The organism is Streptomyces sp. NPDC101194 (assembly GCF_044767885.1).
Lineage (GTDB): Bacteria > Actinomycetota > Actinomycetes > Streptomycetales > Streptomycetaceae > Streptomyces.
This window is the reverse complement of sequence record NZ_JBIWOS010000004.1, coordinates 367117-383562: the sequence shown is the minus strand read 5'-3', so window position 1 is coordinate 383562 and position 16446 is coordinate 367117. Positions and strand designations below refer to the sequence as shown.

Here is a 16446-nt window from a genome sequence, read left to right as displayed (position 1 = left end):
AGGTCCCGTCAGAGGTCCGTGCCGTCGTGCGTCTCGTCCGGGTCGACGCCCATCGTGATCGAACCGACGACGCCGCGCGCCATGTGGCGCTTGCGGTAAGAGAGCTTCAGCAGCCCGCCGGTGACCCCGCTCCCGTCGTAGATGGTGTCCTCGGTGAGGGTGGTACGGGCGGTGGTGCTGGTCGAGTACGGCTCGATCTTCGCCGAGTCGAGGACCGCCGACTCCGCGAAGAAGAACTGCCCCGTGTGGCAGGTGTGCCCGCCCTCGTACCCGCCGTCGGTCATCTTCCCGCCGACGTGCACCTTGGTGTGGATGTGCACGCAGCGCCCCTGGTACCAGCCCGGGAAGATCGTCTTGAACTCCACGTACCCGTGCTTGTCGGTGAGCTGGGTGCCTCTCAGGTACCGCTCGTCGTCGGTGGGCTCACTGTGTCCGCCGCCCCCGCCGCCGGGGCCGCCGGACGGCGGCGGGCCGGTGGGGGCATCGGTCGGAGGGGTGCCCCCGTCGCCGGGACCGCCGGGTCCCCCCGGTCCGCCGGAGCTCATCGCCTCGTAGCCCGAGTAGATGCCGAGCGCGTCGCAGTGCCAGATGTCGACGGCCGCGTGCGCGACCGGCTTGCAGGTGTCGGAGTCGATGACCTTGAGCCGGAGGGTGAGCGGGATGCCCTCCTTGTCCTCGGTGATGTCCTTCCGGAACTTGTCGGCGTCGATGTAGTACGGCCCCTCGGTGGTCTCCGAAGTGAGCCGGTAACACGCCTCGCCGTGTCCGCCCCCGGACTTCGCGGCACCGGCCGTGTCCTCGTCGGCCGAGGCACTGGCAACGGCGCCCGCCCCGATCCCGGCGGCCACGATCACCGCACCTCCGGCGAGCACCACTCGACGGCGGGACATGTCCTTCTTGTGTGCGGGCCCTTGAGTCTCTGTCATGAACGCCGAGGCTAGGCAGGGAAGTTGGGAATCAGGTGGGTATGAGCTGTGTGTTGCTGTGAGGTCCGGACGTCACGCCCCGCCGAGCCGCCCGCCCTTCACACCCCTCAGGAACCGGCCCAGCTGGGCCGGGGTGACCGCCAGCTCCGTGCCGGGGTCGTCACTCTCACGGAGCCGTATGAGGCCGTCGGTGGCGGCGAGTTCGACGCAGCTGTTTCCGTCTCCGCCGCCGGAGAACGAGGACTTCTGCCAGGTCATCGAGTTGGACATGCTCCGCCTCACAGTTCCTTGGCCATCCGGTGAATGAAATCGCGCGACGTGCCGGGATCGAGTGACGCCGCTTCCACCTTGCGGAAGAGCGCACGAAACCGGTCGAGCTGAGACTCGCCGTCGAGGAACGCGGTGCCGTGAGGCGCGTCCCGCACCACCGTGTCCAATCGAGGCACCGGCCCACCGGCGTACACCATCGCGCTCCCGGCACCCGCGAAGCCATCAGTATCGAAGGGAACAACCCTCACCGTCACGCCCGTTCCTTCGGACAGGGCGAGGATCTGGTCGAGCTGGGCACGAGAGGCCCTGCGGTCACCGACCCGGATGCGCAGCGCCGCCTCATGGATCACCGCCTCGTACTTCACTGGAGCAGCCCTCTCGAAGATGGCCCTCCGCCCCATCCTGTGGGCCACCCTGGCTTCGAGCGCACCTTCGGGAAGCTCCGGGGACATGTACGAGAAGACCGCACGGGCGTAGTCCTCGGTCTGCAGCGGGCCCGGCACATGGATGATCTCCACATCGCGCCGGAACGAGGCATGGTGCTCCAGCTCCGACAGATCCAGGAACGTGGGCGGGAGCACGCCCTGGTACTCCTCCCACCAGCCACGAGTACGGTCGGTCACCATCATCGCGAGCGCGTCGATCAACTCTTCGTCGGCGCAGGCACAGTGGGCCGCGAGCCTTCTCAGTCGCTCCTCACTGACACCGGCGTTCCCAGCCTCGATCTGGCTCATCTGAGCAGAGTTCGTTCCGAGAAGCCCTGCCAATTCCCGAGCCGTCATGCCCGCCGCATCTCGCAGCTTGCGCAACTCCGCGCCCAGGCGCACCTGGCGTGCGGTCGGCTGACTCCTCGCCGGCATGCAAACCCCTCCCCAACCGCATTGCCTGTGGGCCTCGTTGGAGCAACCCGTTCGGGTGCCAGATTACGCAACGGCTTGCACGGGCGAAAACTTTCGCCCTACCTTCGGTGACGTGTCGCACACGCTGCGAAACGCCGGGACCCCGGAAGCGCACCGCCCCGCCCTGCCATGACGGGTACGACATGCCACCGCCCGCAGAACGCCGCGCCCCACAACCACTCACGCACCAAACGGAGTTCTCGTATGCCGAGCTCGCCTGTGCGCACCGACGCGCCCTGGGAGTACACCCTCCACATCCCCCACGACCCCCGCGCGGTCACGGTCTCCCGCCGCACTCTGCGCCTGATCCTCACCCTGCACGACCTGCTGCCCCTCTCCGAGACCGCCGAACTCGTCGCCGGCGAACTGGTCGGCAACGCGGTACGCCACACCAAGGGCCCGGCCGCCTTACGTCTGCGCTGGGCGCGCCGCGTACTGCGCATCGGGGTCTGGGACGCGGACCCGAACCCACCGATGCCGCCGCTCCACCCCTCCGCGGAAGCCGAAGGCGGACGCGGCCTCGACCTCATCCGCAATTGCACGGACGGGTGGGGCTGGTATCCACTCGGCAGCGGCGGCGACTCGGGCAAGTTCGTCTGGTGCGAACTACTCGCCGCCTAGAGCGTCCCTTTCGAATCGCGCTCGGCCGTCATCCCACTTTGCTTGCAGCCCGACGAGTCGGGCCTCGCCGAGCGGAGACTCGCATCCTGCCGGGCGCGGGCGCGCCCAGCGAACAGCCCCCGGCCGGGCGGCCAGGGGCTGTTTCACGTGGAACCGGGACAAGCGGCGCGTGGCTACTTCTCCGCCTTGTCCTTCGCCGTCGCGGCCGGCTTGCGGAGCTGGATGTTCAGCTCGCGCAGGCGGGACTCGTCCAGCTCGGTCGGGGCGCCCATCATCAGGTCCTGGGCGTTGCCGTTGAGCGGGAAGGCGATCGTCTCGCGGATGTTGGGCTCGTCGGCCAGCAGCATCACGATGCGGTCGACGCCCGGGGCGATACCGCCGTGCGGCGGGGCACCGAGGCGGAAGGCGCGGAGCATGCCCGCGAACTCGTGCTCGACGGTCTCGCGGTCGTAACCGGCGATCTCGAAGGCCTTGAGCATCACCTCGGGCTCGTGGTTACGGATGGCGCCGGAGGACAGCTCGATGCCGTTGCAGACGATGTCGTACTGCCAGGCGAGGATGTCGAGGGGGTCCTTCTCCTCCAGGTCCTTCATGCCGCCCTGGGGCATCGAGAAGGGGTTGTGGGAGAAGTCGATCTTTCCGGTGTCCTCGTCCTTCTCGTACATCGGGAAGTCGACGACCCAGCAGAACCGGAAGACACCCTCCTCGAAGTGGCCGGCGCGCTTGGCGGCCTCGACGCGGACGGCGGACATGATCTTGGAGACCTCGTCGAACTCGCCCGCGCCGAAGAAGACCGCGTGGCCGGGGACGAGGGACAGACGCTCGGTGAGGGTCTTGACGTCGGTCTCGGTGAGGAACTTGGCGATCGGGCCGGTCAGGCCGCCGTCCTCGCCGACACGGACCCAGGCCAGGCCCTTGGCGCCGTGCTGGACGGCGTAGTCGCCGAGACCGTCGAAGAACTTCCGGGACTGGCCCGCGGTGTCCGGGACCGGGAGGGCGCGGACGTGCTTGCCGGCGAACGCCTTGAACTCCGAGTCGGCGAAGATGTCGGAGATGTCGACCAGTTCCAGCTGGGCGCGCAGGTCCGGCTTGTCGTTGCCGTACTTCAGCATCGACTCGCGGAACGGGATGCGCGGGAACGGCGAGGTGACGTGGCGGCCGTTGCCGAACTCCTCGAAGAGCTCGGTCATCAGCTTCTCGATCGGCTGGAAGACGTCCTCCTGCTCGACGAACGACATCTCGACGTCGAGCTGGTAGAACTCGCCGGGCGAGCGGTCGGCGCGGGCGTCCTCGTCGCGGAAGCAGGGCGCGATCTGGAAGTAGCGGTCGAAGCCGGAGATCATCAGCAGCTGCTTGAACTGCTGCGGGGCCTGGGGCAGGGCGTAGAACTTGCCCGGGTTCAGGCGGGACGGGACGACGAAGTCACGGGCGCCCTCGGGAGAGGTCGCGGTGAGGATCGGGGTCGCCATCTCGTTGAAGCCGAGGGCCACCATCTTGGCGCGGATGGAGGCGATGACGGCCGAGCGCAGCATGATGTTGCGGTGCATGCGCTCACGACGCAGGTCGAGGAAGCGGTACTCCAGGCGCCGCTCCTCGTTGACCCCGTCCTCGGCGTTGATCGTGAAGGGCAGCGGGGCGGCCTCGCCCAGCACCTCGACCTCGGTGACCTCGATCTCGATCTCGCCGGTCGGCAGCTCCGGGTTCACGTTGTCGGCGCCGCGCGCGGAGACCTTGCCGTCGATCCGTACGACGGTCTCCTTGGTGAGCTTCGCCAGGGCCTCGTTGCCGGGGGTGCCGGGACGGGCGACGAGCTGCACCAGACCGTAGTGGTCGCGCAGATCGATGAAGAGGATGCCGCCCAGGTCTCGGCGATTGTGCAGCCAGCCGCTCAGCCGGACGTCGGTGCCGACGTCAGAGGCGCGGAGCTCGCCGCAGGTGTGTGACCTGTACCGATGCATTCTCGTTCATCCAGTCTTCGCGATTCGGGGTGGATTCAGCCTCCCCAGGCTACCGCTCGCACCCGCACCGATTCATTGACATTGACATTTCAAGATCATCGAGGGGTGCGGCAGGCGGCCGGGACCGTGCCCCGGCGGGCCCCGGCCGTCCGTCCTCGGTGGCGTTTGCCGAGCAGATCTTCTTAAAGTGGGGCAATGCGCACCGAGGACGTCCTGGCCGCGACCGCGACAGGCCTGTGGCGCTGGGACAACGCAGCCGGGACCGTCACGCTCGATGCCGAGGCGGCCCGGCTGCTCGAGCTGCCCGCCGCAGCCGGTGTCTTCCGCGAGTCCGCGGTGCGTTCCCGTTTCCATCCGGTCGACTGGAACGAGATCCACGGAGTGGTGAATCTCGCGGTCGCCGAGGGCACCCTCGCCGAGGCCCGGCTGCGGATCGTGGACGAGCACGGCCGGGTGCTGCGTACCGTGCGCAGCCGTTCCAAGCCGTTCCCGCCCGAGACCCCCGGCAGCACGTCCTATGTGCTGGTCGGCACGCTCCAGGAGGTCGCCGAGCCGCAGCCAGGCACCACCGGGGCGCACACCCCCATCACCGGGGACTGGCGACGCTCCCGCGAGGCGTTCCTGCTGGACGCGGGCCGGGCGCTGGCCGAGGCCCGGTCGACCGCGGAGGTGCTGCGGGTCGCCGCCTCACTGTCCATGCCCGGGTTCTCGCCGGACGGCCTGGCGGTCTTCGGCAGCTCGGGCGACCGGCTGACGATCATCGGGCACCACGGGCACAGCGTGGGCGACGAAGGCCCGTTCAACGAGATGCCGCTGGAGACGGACTATCCGGCCGCCGAGGTCGTACGGACGGGACGGGCGATCTACCTGCCCTCTCCCGAGGAGTACCGCCGCCGCTACCCGTCCACCTGGCCGCTCGCCGGCCGCTTCGGACGCCGCTCCTGGGCCTTTCTGCCGCTGATAGTGGCAGGGCGGACCATGGGCGCCTGGATGGCCGGCTTCCGGCACCCGGTGTCGTTCTCGCCGGACGAGCGCGCCGTACTGACGACCGTGGCCCGGATGCTCGCCCAGGCCCTGACCCGTGCCGGGGTCGCCGAGACGGAGCGCGAGCTGTCGCTGGGGCTGCAGCGCTCGATGATGCCGTCGCTCGGCCCCGAGATCCCGGGGATGACGGTCGCCGCCCGCTATGTGCCGACCGGTGGCGGGCTCCAGGTCGGCGGCGACTGGTACGACCTGATCCCCCTCCCCAACGGCCGCGTCGCACTCGTCATCGGTGACGTCCAGGGCCACGACGTGCGTGCCGCGGGCCTGATGGGTCAGTTGCGGATCGCCCTGCGCGCGTACGCCTCCGAGGGGCATCGCCCGGACGCGGTGCTCTCCCGCGCGTCCCGGTTCCTCTCCGGCCTCACCGACGCGTACGACGACGGGGCGGGGACGGGGCCGCGCTTCGCGACCTGTCTGTACGCGGAGGCCGACCCGGAGACCGGCGTTCTCGACATCGCGCGGGCCGGTCATCCCGATCCGGTGGTGATGACCGCCGACGGGACCGCGATGATCCGCCAGACCGAGGGCGGGCTGCCGCTCGGCATCGAGGCGGACACCGACTATCCGACGAACCGGATCACCCTGGAGGCCGGAGAAACGATCATGCTCTGCACCGACGGGCTGATCGAGACCGGCGGCCACGATCTGGCGACCGGCTGGATCCGGCTGCGGCCGATCCTGGAACAGCACACGGACGACCTGGAGAAGCTCGCCGACGCCCTCGTGCAGGCCGTGCACGGGCCGACATCGCACTACACGACGGGGCCGCTGGCGGACCGCCGGGAGGACGACGTCGCGGTGCTGCTGCTGCGACGCGACGGGGGATCGCCGAGGGAGACCGCGCGGCGCACGGCGCTGACCATCGCGCAGGCGGAGCCGCAGCGGATCGCGGCGGCCCGGCGTCATCTGCGGGAACTGCTCCGCGACTGGGCCGATCCGGAGCAGGTCGACGCGGCGGTGCTGATGATCTCCGAGATGGCCACCAATGTGCTCGTCCACACGGACGGGGACGCGCTGATGGTCGCCGAGGCGACGGGGGAGCCGGGGGAGCGGCGGCTGCGGGTGGAGGTGGCCGACGCCAGCGACGAGCTGCCGCACCGTCGGCGGCCCGGGGAGATGGCCTCCAGCGGGCGGGGGCTGGTGCTGATGGAGATGCTCGCCGACGCCTGGGGGGTGGATCCGCAGGGGGTGGGCAAGTCGATCTGGTTCGAGCTGTACGAGTCGGGGCCGGACGGGGAGGGCTGAGCCGGACCCGTCGCGTCCGGGCTCGCGCGAGGACGGACACGCCCCCGGTCACGCGTCGGGCGGGGGCGGGGAGGGGGCCGGGCCACCGGGCTCACCGCCCTCGCCCTCCGCTCCCCTCTCCCCCCGCAGTTCACCGACGATGCCGAAGGCGGCCGCGCAGACCGGCACCGCGAGCAACATGCCCAGCAGTCCCGCCACACTGGCGCCCGCGGTGATCGCGATCATGATGGTGGCGGGGTGCATCTGGACCGTACGGCTCTGGATCATCGGCTGCAGGACGTGGCCCTCCAGCACCTGCACGGCGAGCACCACCCCCAGCGCCCAGAGCGCGATCACGAACCCCCGGTCGGCGAGCGCGACCAGTACCGCGACCGTGCCGGAGATGAAGGCCCCCAGATAGGGGATGTAGGCACCGACGAAGACCAGTGCGCCGAGCCCCACCGCACCGGGGACGCTCAGGATCAGCAGGCCGACGGTGATGCAGATCGCGTCGATCAGCGCGATGAACGTGGTGCCGCGCATGAAGCCCTGGACGGCCTCGAAGGCCCGCCGTCCCATCGCCTCGACCAGTTCCCCGGTGCCGCGCGGGGCGACCGCGTGGGCGAGGTCCGCGGCCCGGTCGGAGTCGCGCAGGAAGAAGAAGGTCAGCAGGAGCGCGAGGACGCTGGTGGCGATCAGCGAGCCGACCAGACTGATCCCGGAGAGGAGTCCGCCCGCCGCGCTCGCGCCGAACCTCTGGAAGAGTTTCCCGGCGTTGGCGACGAGGTCGTCCACATTGGTGGTCCTGCCGATCCCGAAGTGGTCGACGACCCACTGCCCGGCGTCCTTCAGCGAGCGGACGATCTGTTCGCCGGAGTCGACGAGCGCGGTGACGACGATGTATCCGGCGCCGCCGACCACCGCGACGAGCAGGGCGCAGGTGAGCCCCGCGGCCAGTGAGCGGTTCAGCCCGCGGCCGGTCAGCCGGCGATGGACCGGCCCGAGCAGCGCCGTGCCGAGCAGCGCGAGCAGCACGGGGGTGACCGCCGTCTTGAAGATGACGCACAGCCAGACGGCGACCGCGGCGACCCCGGTGACGAGGAGGACGACACCGCACCAGGCGGCGGTACGCCGCGCGCCGTCGGGCAGGAGGGGCTTGGGGGTCTGCACCCTCCCACCCGATCACGGCGTGGGTGTGATGTCCCGCTTGCGAGGCCGTACGGGTGACGGACTGTCACACGTCGGACCCGCGGATCACATTCCGTGGACGGCGGGCACCGTGCCGAGGCGGCCGGCCTGGAAGTCCTCGAAGGCCTGCTTCAGTTCGGCCTGGCTGTTCATCACGAACGGCCCGTAGTGCGCCATGGGCTCGCGGATCGGACGACCGCCGAGCAGCACGACCTCCAGGTCGGGGGTGTTGCCGTCCTGCCGCTCGTCCGCACGGACGGTCAGCGAGGAGCCGGCGCCGAAGACCGCGGTCTGCCCCATCCGGACGGGGCGGCGCTCCGCACCGACGGTGCCGCGCCCTGCGAGCACGTACGCGAGTCCGTTGAAGTCCTCGCGCCACGGCAGGGTCACCTCGGCGCCGGGACGGACGGTGGCGTGGATCATCGTGATCGGGGTGTGGGTGACGCCGGGACCCTCGTGCCCGTCGAGCTCACCGGCGATGACGCGCAGGAGCGCGCCGCCGTCCGGGGAGGCGAGGAGCTGGACCTGGCCGCCGCGGATGTCCTGGTAGCGGGGGGCCATCATCTTGTCGGCCTTGGGCAGGTTCACCCAGAGCTGGAGGCCGTGGAAGAGGCCGCCCGACATCACCAGGGACTCCGGCGGGGCCTCGATGTGGAGGAGGCCGGACCCGGCGGTCATCCACTGGGTGTCGCCGTTCTGGATGGTGCCGCCGCCACCGTTGGAGTCCTGGTGGACGAAGGTTCCGTCGATCAGGTACGTGACGGTCTCGAAGCCGCGGTGCGGGTGCCAGGGAGTGCCCTTCGGCTCTCCGGCCGCGTACTCCACCTCGCCCATCTGGTCCATCATGATGAACGGGTCGAGGTGCTTGTAGTTGATCCCGGCGAACGCACGGCGAACCGGGAAGCCCTCCCCCTCGAATCCGCTCGGCGCCGTGGTGACGGCGAGCACGGGACGGGCCGTGGCGTCGCCCGAGGCGGCGACCTTGGGCAGGGTCAGCGGGTTTTCGACGGTCACTGCGGGCATGGGAGCCACCTCCGGGGTTGTCCTGGGTTCAATTTAGTTGAATGGTGAACATCCTGCAAGGCGTCATCCATTCCCGGAGCGTCGCGGCAGGGAGAAGGAGCCCGCACCGACAACACGAAGGGGCCCGTACCAGGCGGTACGGGCCCCTTCGTGAAGAGCGGATCTCAGCCGTACATACGGCGCATCGCGAAGTCGACCATCTGCTCCACGGCCTTGGCGTCGAAGACCATGCGGTGCTCACCCTCCATGTCGAGGACGAAGCCGTAGCCGGTCGGCAGCAGGTCGATCACCTCGGCCCCGGTGATCACGAAGTACTTGGACTCCTTGCCCGCGTACAGCCGGAGCTCCTTGAGCGTGGTGAACATCGGGATCACCGGCTGCTGGGTGTTGTGCAGCGCGAGGAAGCCGGGGTTGTCGCCGCGCGGGCAGTAGACCTTCGACGTCGCGAAGATCTGCTGGAAGTCCTCGGCGGACAGCGAGCCGGTGGTGAAGGCACGTACCGCGTCCCCCAGGGAGGGCGGCGAGGGCTCGGGATACAGCGGCTGCTCGCCGTAGCCGCCGCCCATCTGCTGCTGTGCACCCGGGTTCTGGTCGTAGCCGTACATGCCGCAAAGAGTAATCGGCCACATCGGGCCCTTGAGGGGTTGCGCCTTATTACTGGCGGGTAGCATCATCGTAGAGGTCAGCTGATATACCCACGCCAGCTCGTCGCCCGCCCGGCCCACACCCCCCTCCCGGGGCGCTGCGCGCCACTGCTATTGATTACGGAGCCTTCCATGGGGCACTACAAGTCGAATCTCCGCGACATCGAGTTCAACCTCTTCGAGGTCCTCGGGCGCGACAAGACGTACGGCACCGGCCCGTTCGCCGAGATGGACGTCGAGACGGCGAAGAGCATCCTCGACGAGGTCGCCCGTCTCGCGGAGAACGAGCTGGCCGAATCCTTCGCCGACGCCGACCGCAACCCGCCGGTCTTCGACCCGGAGACCAACACCGCACCGGTCCCGGAGACCTTCAAGAAGTCGTACCAGGCCTTCATGGACTCCGAGTACTGGCGTCTGGGCCTGCCCGAGGAGATCGGCGGCACCACCTCGCCGCGCTCCCTGATCTGGTCCTACGCGGAGCTGCTGCTCGGCTCGAACCCGGCCGTGTGGATGTACTCCTCCGGCCCGGCGTTCGCCGGCATCCTCTTCGAGGAGGGCAACGACGCGCAGAAGAAGATCGCCGAGATCGCCGTCGAGAAGCAGTGGGGCTCGACGATGGTGCTGACCGAGCCGGACGCCGGTTCGGACGTCGGCGCGGGCCGCACGAAGGCCGTCGAGCAGGAGGACGGCTCCTGGCACATCGAGGGCGTGAAGCGCTTCATCACCTCGGGCGAGCACGACATGTCCGAGAACATCATCCACTACGTGCTGGCCCGCCCCGAGGGCGCCGGTCCGGGCACGAAGGGCCTCTCCCTCTTCATGGTCCCGAAGTTCCACTTCGACTGGACCACCGGCGAGCTGGGCGAGCGCAACGGCGTGTACGCGACGAACGTCGAGCACAAGATGGGCCTCAAGGCGTCCAACACCTGCGAGATGACCTTCGGCGACCAGCACCCGGCCAAGGGCTGGCTGATCGGTGACAAGCACGACGGCATCCGCCAGATGTTCCGCATCATCGAGTTCGCCCGCATGATGGTCGGCACGAAGGCCATCGCGACCCTGTCCACCGGCTACCTGAACGCGCTGGAGTACGCCAAGGAGCGCGTCCAGGGCACCGACCTCTCGCAGTTCATGGACAAGGCCGCCCCGAAGGTCACCATCACGCACCACCCCGACGTACGCCGCGCGCTCATGACGCAGAAGGCGTACGCGGAGGGCATGCGCTCCCTCGTGCTGTACACCGCCACCGTCCAGGACGCGATCCAGGAGAAGGAGGCCGCGGGCGAGGACGCCAAGGCGCTGCACGGCCTCAACGACCTGCTGCTCCCGATCGTGAAGGGCTACGGCTCCGAGAAGTCGTACGAGCAGCTGGCGCAGTCGCTCCAGACGTTCGGCGGCTCCGGGTACCTCCAGGAGTACCCGATCGAGCAGTACATCCGTGACGCCAAGATCGACACGCTGTACGAGGGCACGACGGCGATCCAGGGCCAGGACTTCTTCTTCCGGAAGATCGTCCGCGACCAGGGTGCCTCGCTGAACGCTCTCTCCGAGGAGATCAAGAAGTTCCTCGCCGGCGCCCAGGGCAACGAGGAGCTGTCCGGCGCGCTGGACTCGCTCGCCAAGGCCGCCGTGGACCTGGAGGCGATCGTCGGCACGATGATCACCGACCTGACCGCGACCGGCGAGGACATCAAGAACATCTACAAGGTGGGCCTCAACACCACCCGCCTGCTGATGGCCTCCGGCGATGTCGTCGTCGGCTACCTGCTGCTCAAGGGCGCGGCCGTCGCGTCCGAGAAGCTGCCGACCGCCACGGCGAAGGACGTCGCCTTCTACCAGGGCAAGATCGCCGCCGCGAAGTTCTTCGCCGCGAACGTCCTGCCGGGCGTCTCCGCCGAGCGCGCGCTCGCGGAGTCCGTCGACAACTCGCTGATGGAGCTGGACGAGGCCGCGTTCTAGTGCCGTGACCGGCAGGACCCGCCCTGTGGGAAGCGTCGTCCGGTGCGTGCCGGGCGACGCGACGGGGCGGACCTCGCCCGGAGCGGCACCGGCCTCAGGCCCCGCTCGTGATCCTCGACACGCACCGTCACCCGGACACGCTTTCGGGTGGCGGTGCTGTCGTATCAGCTGGGTACGCTGAGCGCACGGCCGAGAATCGCGTCCATGGCAGGAACCATGACCGCTGAGGCCCTGCCCCAGGCGTCGCAGCCGCGGCGCTGACCCCGGGGCGACGGTGAATCCGGCAGGTCCGGCCTCGTTACAGTGAAGAACATGAGTTCCTCCCTCCGCTTCGACCGCGGCCACACCGACGATCTGATGGCCTTCCTGATGGCCTCCCCCTCCCCGTACCACGCCGTGGCCACTGCGGCCGAGCGGCTGGAGAAGGCCGGGTTCCGCCAGGTCGAGGAAACCGCGGCCTGGGACGGCACCACCGGGGGGAAGTACGTCCTGCGCGGCGGTGCGATCGTGGCCTGGTACGTGCCCGAGGGCGCTACGGCCCACACCCCGTACCGCATCGTCGGGGCGCACACCGACTCGCCGAACCTGCGGGTCAAGCCGCTGCCCGACACCGGCGCGTACGGCTGGCGCCAGGTCGCCGTGGAGATCTACGGCGGGACGCTCCTCAACACCTGGCTGGACCGGGACCTCGGCCTCGCCGGCCGGATCTCGCTGCGCGACGGCACGCACCGGCTGGTGAACATCGCCCGGCCGCTCCTGCGCGTACCGCAGCTGGCCGTGCATCTGGACCGGTCGGCCAACCCCGACGGCCTGAAGCTCGACCGGCAGAAGCACATGCAGCCGATCTGGGGTCTCGGGGAGGTCGAGGAGGGCGACCTGATCCGGTTCGTCGCCGAGGAGGCGGGCGTCGACGCCGAGGACGTGACCGGCTGGGACCTGATGCCGCACCCCGTCGAGCCGCCCGCCTACCTGGGCCGGGACCGCGAGCTGCTGGCCGGGCCCAGGATGGACAACCTGCTCTCCGTGCACGCGGCCACCGCCGCACTCGCCGCCGTCTCCGGACAGCCGGACGCCGAACTGCCGTACATCCCGGTCATGGCCGCCTTCGACCACGAGGAGAACGGCTCGCAGTCCGACACGGGCGCCGACGGACCGCTGCTCGGCACGGTCCTGGAGCGTTCCGTCTTCGCCCGCGGCGGTACGTACGAGGACCGCGCCCGCGCCTTCGCCGGGACCGTCTGTCTGTCCTCCGACACCGGCCACGCGATCCACCCCAACTACGCCGAGCGCCACGATCCGACCCACCACCCGGTGGTCAACGGCGGACCGATCCTGAAGGTCAACGTCAACATGCGGTACGCGACCGACGGCAGCGGCCGGGCCGTGTTCGCGGAGGCGTGCCGGAAGGCCGACGTGCCGTGGCAGACGTTCGTCTCCAACAACTCGATGCCGTGCGGCACCACGATCGGCCCGATCACCGCCGCCCGGCACGGCATCCAGACCGTGGACATCGGTGTCGCGATCCTCTCGATGCACAGCGCCCGTGAGCTGTGCGGCGCGGACGACCCGTATCTGCTGGCCGACGCGCTGGCGGCGTTCCTGGCGGGCTGAGTCCCCCACCGCCCCGACCACAGGCCGTCACCGGGCCGGGTACGCGATCCGTACACCGGCCCGGAGCCGCCGCCGCTGCCCCACGACGACTCCCGGACCGTGGCTCGCCGACCCGGCGGTGACCCCTCGCCGACTCCGCGGCACCCCCGATATCCTGGGACTTTGCCTGTGCCCCCACCACGGGTGCACCCGCCCGGAAGGGGAGCCGTACGTGGAGTTCCGGCTGCTCGGCACCGTCTCCGTCGACACGCGCACCGGGCCGCTGCCCCTCGGCCCCGCCAAACGCCGCAGCCTGCTGGCCGCGTTGCTGCTGTCCGCCAACACGCCTGTGTCCATCGCCCGGCTGACGGACTCCCTGTGGGACGACGAACCGCCGCTGCACGCCCGCAGTGTCATCCAGGGTCATGTCTCCCGGCTGCGCGCCCTCCTGGTGGGCGCGGACGCGGAGGCGTACGGGGTGGAACTGATCACGCTCGGCGACGCGTACGTGCTGCGGGTGCCGGAGACCCTGCTGGACTCGCAGCGGTTCGAGGAACTGCTGGTACTGGCGCGGGAGCAGCGCAGCCCCGCCGACTCCGTGCTGATGCTCAAGGAGGCCCTGTCCCTGTGGCAGGGCCCGGCGCTCACCGGCGCGTTCGCGGGCCCGCCGCTGCAGGCCGCCGCGCACTCGCTGGAGGAGTCGCGGCTGGCGGCGGTCGAGCAACTGGCGCACTCCTACACGGCGCTGGGGGAACACAGCCGTGCCGCGGCGGTGCTGCGGGCGGAAGCGGTCGCGCATCCGATGCGGGAGTCGCTGGCGGCGGCGCTCGTGACGGCGCTGTACCGGGCGGGGCGTCAGTCGGAGGCCCTGGACTGGTTCCACCGCACGAGGCGGCTGCTCGCCGACGAGCTCGGGATCGACCCGGGACACGAACTCGCCGACGCGTACGCGCTGATCCTGCGCGGCGACCCAGGACCGGATGCGCCGGCCGCCCCGACCGGTGGCACGGAGGCCGGGGCGGCCGGCACCCCCGGCCCGCCGCTTCCCCGCCCCCCGGTCCCGCAGCCGTTCGTCGCCGAAGCGCACCCCACCGACCTGCTGCCCCGCGCGCCCCGCGGCTTCCACGGCCGGGGCGCCGAACTGGCCGCGCTCAGCCGGGCCGCGGCGGGCGAGGCACCCGTCTGTCTGGTCACCGGACCGGCCGGCGTGGGAAAGACCGCGCTGGCCCTCCAGTGGGCGCACCGCAACTCCGCCGCCTTCCCGGACGGCCGGCTCTTCGCCGATCTGCGCGGGTTCGGCGACACCGGTGAGCCGACGCTCATCGAGGTCCTGCGCGAGTTCCTGCTGGCGCTCGGCGTCGCGCCGCGCCGCGTCCCGGAGTCCGCCTCCGCCGCGGCGGCGCTCTTCCGGTCCCTGACCGACCGGCGCCGACTGCTCGTCGTCCTCGACAACGCCCGTGACTCGGCCCTGGTCAGGCAGCTGCTCCCGGGCGGCACGGACTGCGTCACACTGGTCACCAGTCGGCACCGGCTGGAAGGCCTCATCGCCTCGGACGCGGCCCGTCCCGTTCCGCTCGACGTACTCGAACCGCAGGACAGCACGGCCCTGTTGGCCGGTGTGCTCGGCGAGGAACGGGTCCTCGCCGAACCCGTGGCCGCCCGCCGGCTCGCCGGACTCTGCGGAGGACTGCCGCTCGCCCTGCGCGTCACCGCGGCCCGGCTGGCCGGACGCCCGCAACGGACCCTGGCCGGTCTGGCCGACGAACTCGCCGACGAACGCAGCCGGCTGACGTACCTCGACGTGGACGACACCGGCGTCTCCGCCGCGCTCCGGCTGACCGTGCAGCAGCTGCCGCCGGACGCCGTCCACCAGTTCACCCGGCTCGGTCACCACCCCGGCAGCCACTTCGACCCGTACACGGCCGCCGCGCTCGCCGGTACGGACCCGGTCGTCGCGGCGGCCGCACTGGACCGGCTCTCCACCGCGCACCTCGTCACCGAGACGGCGCCGGGCCGCTGGGTCCTGCACGACCTGGTACGCCTCTACGCGCACGGCCTGGACCCCGCGTCGGGACCCGAAGCCCTCATCGGTGTCCTCGACCACTACATAGCGACGGCGCTCGCCGCCGCCGACACGGCCGAACCCGGCGGTGAGCCCTGTTTCGTCCTGCCGGACGACTTCCGCCGCCCCGCCGCCGTCAGGGACTTCAGCGACCGGGCGGCGGCGATGCGCTGGCTGGCCGGCGAGCGCGACGACCTGGCCCTGGCCGCCCTGGCGGCCCGCAACGCCGGGCTCGACGACCGGACCTGGCGGATCATCCTGCTCCAGTGGCCGCAGGTGGTGTGGCGGGTACGGGACAGCTGGGCCCCGCTGCTGGAGCTGGCGCTGGAATCGGCCCGTACCCAGCACGATCCCTACGCCGAGTCACGGGTGCTCAATCTGCTGGGCTGGGTGCTGACCGAGGAGGGCAGGACCTCCGAGGCCGTCACCCTGCTGGAGCGCTCGCCCGCCCTCGCCCGACAGGCCGGTGACCGGCTCGGCGAGGCGACCGCGCTGGTCAACCTGGCCCTCGTGCAGGCCGAACAGGGCGGGCTCGACGTGGCGCTGGAGGGCTGCGAACAGGCCGTCGGCCTGGCCCGCGAGGAGGCCGACGCACACACCGAGATGCTCGCCCTGCAGCACCTCGCCCGGATGCAGCTCACCGCCAATCGCCCCCAGGAGGCACTTCACTCCGCCCGCACGGCGCTCGACCTCGGCCCCGAGCACGAGGAGACCGCGCGCCGGGTGCTGCTGCTGACCGTCAGCGGCGAGGCCCGGCTGGCGCTCGGCGAGGAGGACGAGGCCATCCGGCTGCTGGACCTGGCGGCCCGAGAGGCGGAGGACGCGGGTTACGACACGGGCGCGGTCCGGGCCCTCGAAGCGCTGCTGCGGGTCACGGCACACACGGAGTACCGCAAACGGTACGAAGAGGCGGTCCGGCGGCTCGCCGACGACGGGTGAGCCACGCGCCCGCACGTTGATACGGGAGTGCGGGCAGCGAGCGTCAGCGGGACGTCAGCGGGACGGCAGCAGAACATGAGCGGGGCGCCCGAGACTCAT

12 protein-coding genes are annotated in these 16446 nt (G+C 70.6%); 5 read left to right on the top strand and 7 right to left on the bottom strand.

Annotated elements, in window-relative coordinates:
* Positions 1–8 precede the first annotated feature (8 nt).
* The 3 genes from ACIRP2_RS18365 to ACIRP2_RS18355 form a co-directional block, all read right to left on the bottom strand.
* Positions 9–926 carry an intradiol ring-cleavage dioxygenase gene (locus ACIRP2_RS18365; RefSeq protein ID WP_404251412.1) on the bottom strand — a complete coding sequence of 306 codons (918 nt, stop codon included), beginning with the start codon at positions 924–926 and terminating at the stop codon, positions 9–11.
* Between the two features lie 72 nt (positions 927–998).
* The gene (locus tag ACIRP2_RS18360; protein ID WP_404251410.1) at positions 999–1196 is read right to left on the bottom strand and encodes a DUF397 domain-containing protein; all 198 of its coding nucleotides are present in this window, start codon (positions 1194–1196) and stop codon (positions 999–1001) included.
* Positions 1197–1204: 8 nt separating this feature from the next.
* Positions 1205–2056 carry a helix-turn-helix domain-containing protein gene (locus ACIRP2_RS18355; protein ID WP_404251408.1) on the bottom strand — a complete coding sequence of 284 codons (852 nt, stop codon included), beginning with the start codon at positions 2054–2056 and terminating at the stop codon, positions 1205–1207.
* Positions 2057–2299: 243 nt separating this feature from the next.
* Between ACIRP2_RS18355 and ACIRP2_RS18350 the strand changes: the two genes are divergently transcribed.
* Positions 2300–2716, top strand: coding sequence for an ATP-binding protein (locus tag ACIRP2_RS18350; protein ID WP_404251406.1), 417 nt, complete (start codon positions 2300–2302; stop codon positions 2714–2716).
* Between the two features lie 173 nt (positions 2717–2889).
* Here ACIRP2_RS18350 and aspS read toward each other — a convergent pair whose 3' ends face one another.
* Positions 2890–4674, bottom strand: coding sequence for an aspartate--tRNA ligase (gene aspS / locus ACIRP2_RS18345; RefSeq protein ID WP_404251404.1), 1785 nt, complete (start codon positions 4672–4674; stop codon positions 2890–2892).
* A gap of 195 nt (positions 4675–4869) precedes the next feature.
* Between aspS and ACIRP2_RS18340 the strand changes: the two genes are divergently transcribed.
* Positions 4870–6963, top strand: coding sequence for a SpoIIE family protein phosphatase (locus tag ACIRP2_RS18340; protein WP_404251402.1), 2094 nt, complete (start codon positions 4870–4872; stop codon positions 6961–6963).
* 48 nt (positions 6964–7011) lie between these two features.
* On the opposite strand, the gene ACIRP2_RS18335 is transcribed toward ACIRP2_RS18340, so the two are convergent.
* From ACIRP2_RS18335 to ACIRP2_RS18325, 3 genes are all read right to left on the bottom strand, one after another.
* On the bottom strand, positions 7012–8112 hold the full coding sequence (locus tag ACIRP2_RS18335) for an AI-2E family transporter (protein WP_404251400.1): 1101 nt from the start codon (positions 8110–8112) through the stop codon (positions 7012–7014).
* An 84-nt stretch (positions 8113–8196) separates the two neighbouring features.
* Positions 8197–9153 carry a pirin family protein gene (locus tag ACIRP2_RS18330; RefSeq protein ID WP_404251398.1) on the bottom strand — a complete coding sequence of 319 codons (957 nt, stop codon included), beginning with the start codon at positions 9151–9153 and terminating at the stop codon, positions 8197–8199.
* A 164-nt stretch (positions 9154–9317) separates the two neighbouring features.
* Positions 9318–9758, bottom strand: coding sequence for an SseB family protein (locus ACIRP2_RS18325; protein WP_072487501.1), 441 nt, complete (start codon positions 9756–9758; stop codon positions 9318–9320).
* Positions 9759–9929: 171 nt separating this feature from the next.
* Between ACIRP2_RS18325 and ACIRP2_RS18320 the strand changes: the two genes are divergently transcribed.
* From ACIRP2_RS18320 to ACIRP2_RS18310, 3 genes are all read left to right on the top strand, one after another.
* Positions 9930–11756, top strand: a complete 1827-nt coding sequence (locus ACIRP2_RS18320; RefSeq protein WP_404251395.1) for an acyl-CoA dehydrogenase — start codon at positions 9930–9932, stop codon at positions 11754–11756.
* Positions 11757–12068: 312 nt separating this feature from the next.
* On the top strand, positions 12069–13367 hold the full coding sequence (locus tag ACIRP2_RS18315) for a M18 family aminopeptidase (RefSeq protein ID WP_404251393.1): 1299 nt from the start codon (positions 12069–12071) through the stop codon (positions 13365–13367).
* A 211-nt stretch (positions 13368–13578) separates the two neighbouring features.
* A complete protein-coding gene (locus tag ACIRP2_RS18310; RefSeq protein WP_404251391.1) occupies positions 13579–16347 on the top strand; it encodes an AfsR/SARP family transcriptional regulator in 2769 nt (922 codons plus the stop codon).
* Positions 16348–16446 lie beyond the last annotated feature (99 nt).

Coding starts and splice junctions, on each gene's coding strand:
- ACIRP2_RS18320 (WP_404251395.1), top strand. CDS start 9,930: ATGGGGCACTACAAGTCGAATCTCCGCGACATCGAGTTCAACCTCTTC.
- ACIRP2_RS18350 (WP_404251406.1), top strand. CDS start 2,300: ATGCCGAGCTCGCCTGTGCGCACCGACGCGCCCTGGGAGTACACCCTC.
- ACIRP2_RS18340 (WP_404251402.1), top strand. CDS start 4,870: ATGCGCACCGAGGACGTCCTGGCCGCGACCGCGACAGGCCTGTGGCGC.
- ACIRP2_RS18365 (WP_404251412.1), bottom strand. CDS start 926: ATGACAGAGACTCAAGGGCCCGCACACAAGAAGGACATGTCCCGCCGT.
- aspS (WP_404251404.1), bottom strand. CDS start 4,674: ATGCATCGGTACAGGTCACACACCTGCGGCGAGCTCCGCGCCTCTGAC.
- ACIRP2_RS18315 (WP_404251393.1), top strand. CDS start 12,069: ATGAGTTCCTCCCTCCGCTTCGACCGCGGCCACACCGACGATCTGATG.
- ACIRP2_RS18360 (WP_404251410.1), bottom strand. CDS start 1,196: ATGTCCAACTCGATGACCTGGCAGAAGTCCTCGTTCTCCGGCGGCGGA.
- ACIRP2_RS18325 (WP_072487501.1), bottom strand. CDS start 9,758: ATGTACGGCTACGACCAGAACCCGGGTGCACAGCAGCAGATGGGCGGC.
- ACIRP2_RS18330 (WP_404251398.1), bottom strand. CDS start 9,153: ATGCCCGCAGTGACCGTCGAAAACCCGCTGACCCTGCCCAAGGTCGCC.
- ACIRP2_RS18355 (WP_404251408.1), bottom strand. CDS start 2,056: ATGCCGGCGAGGAGTCAGCCGACCGCACGCCAGGTGCGCCTGGGCGCG.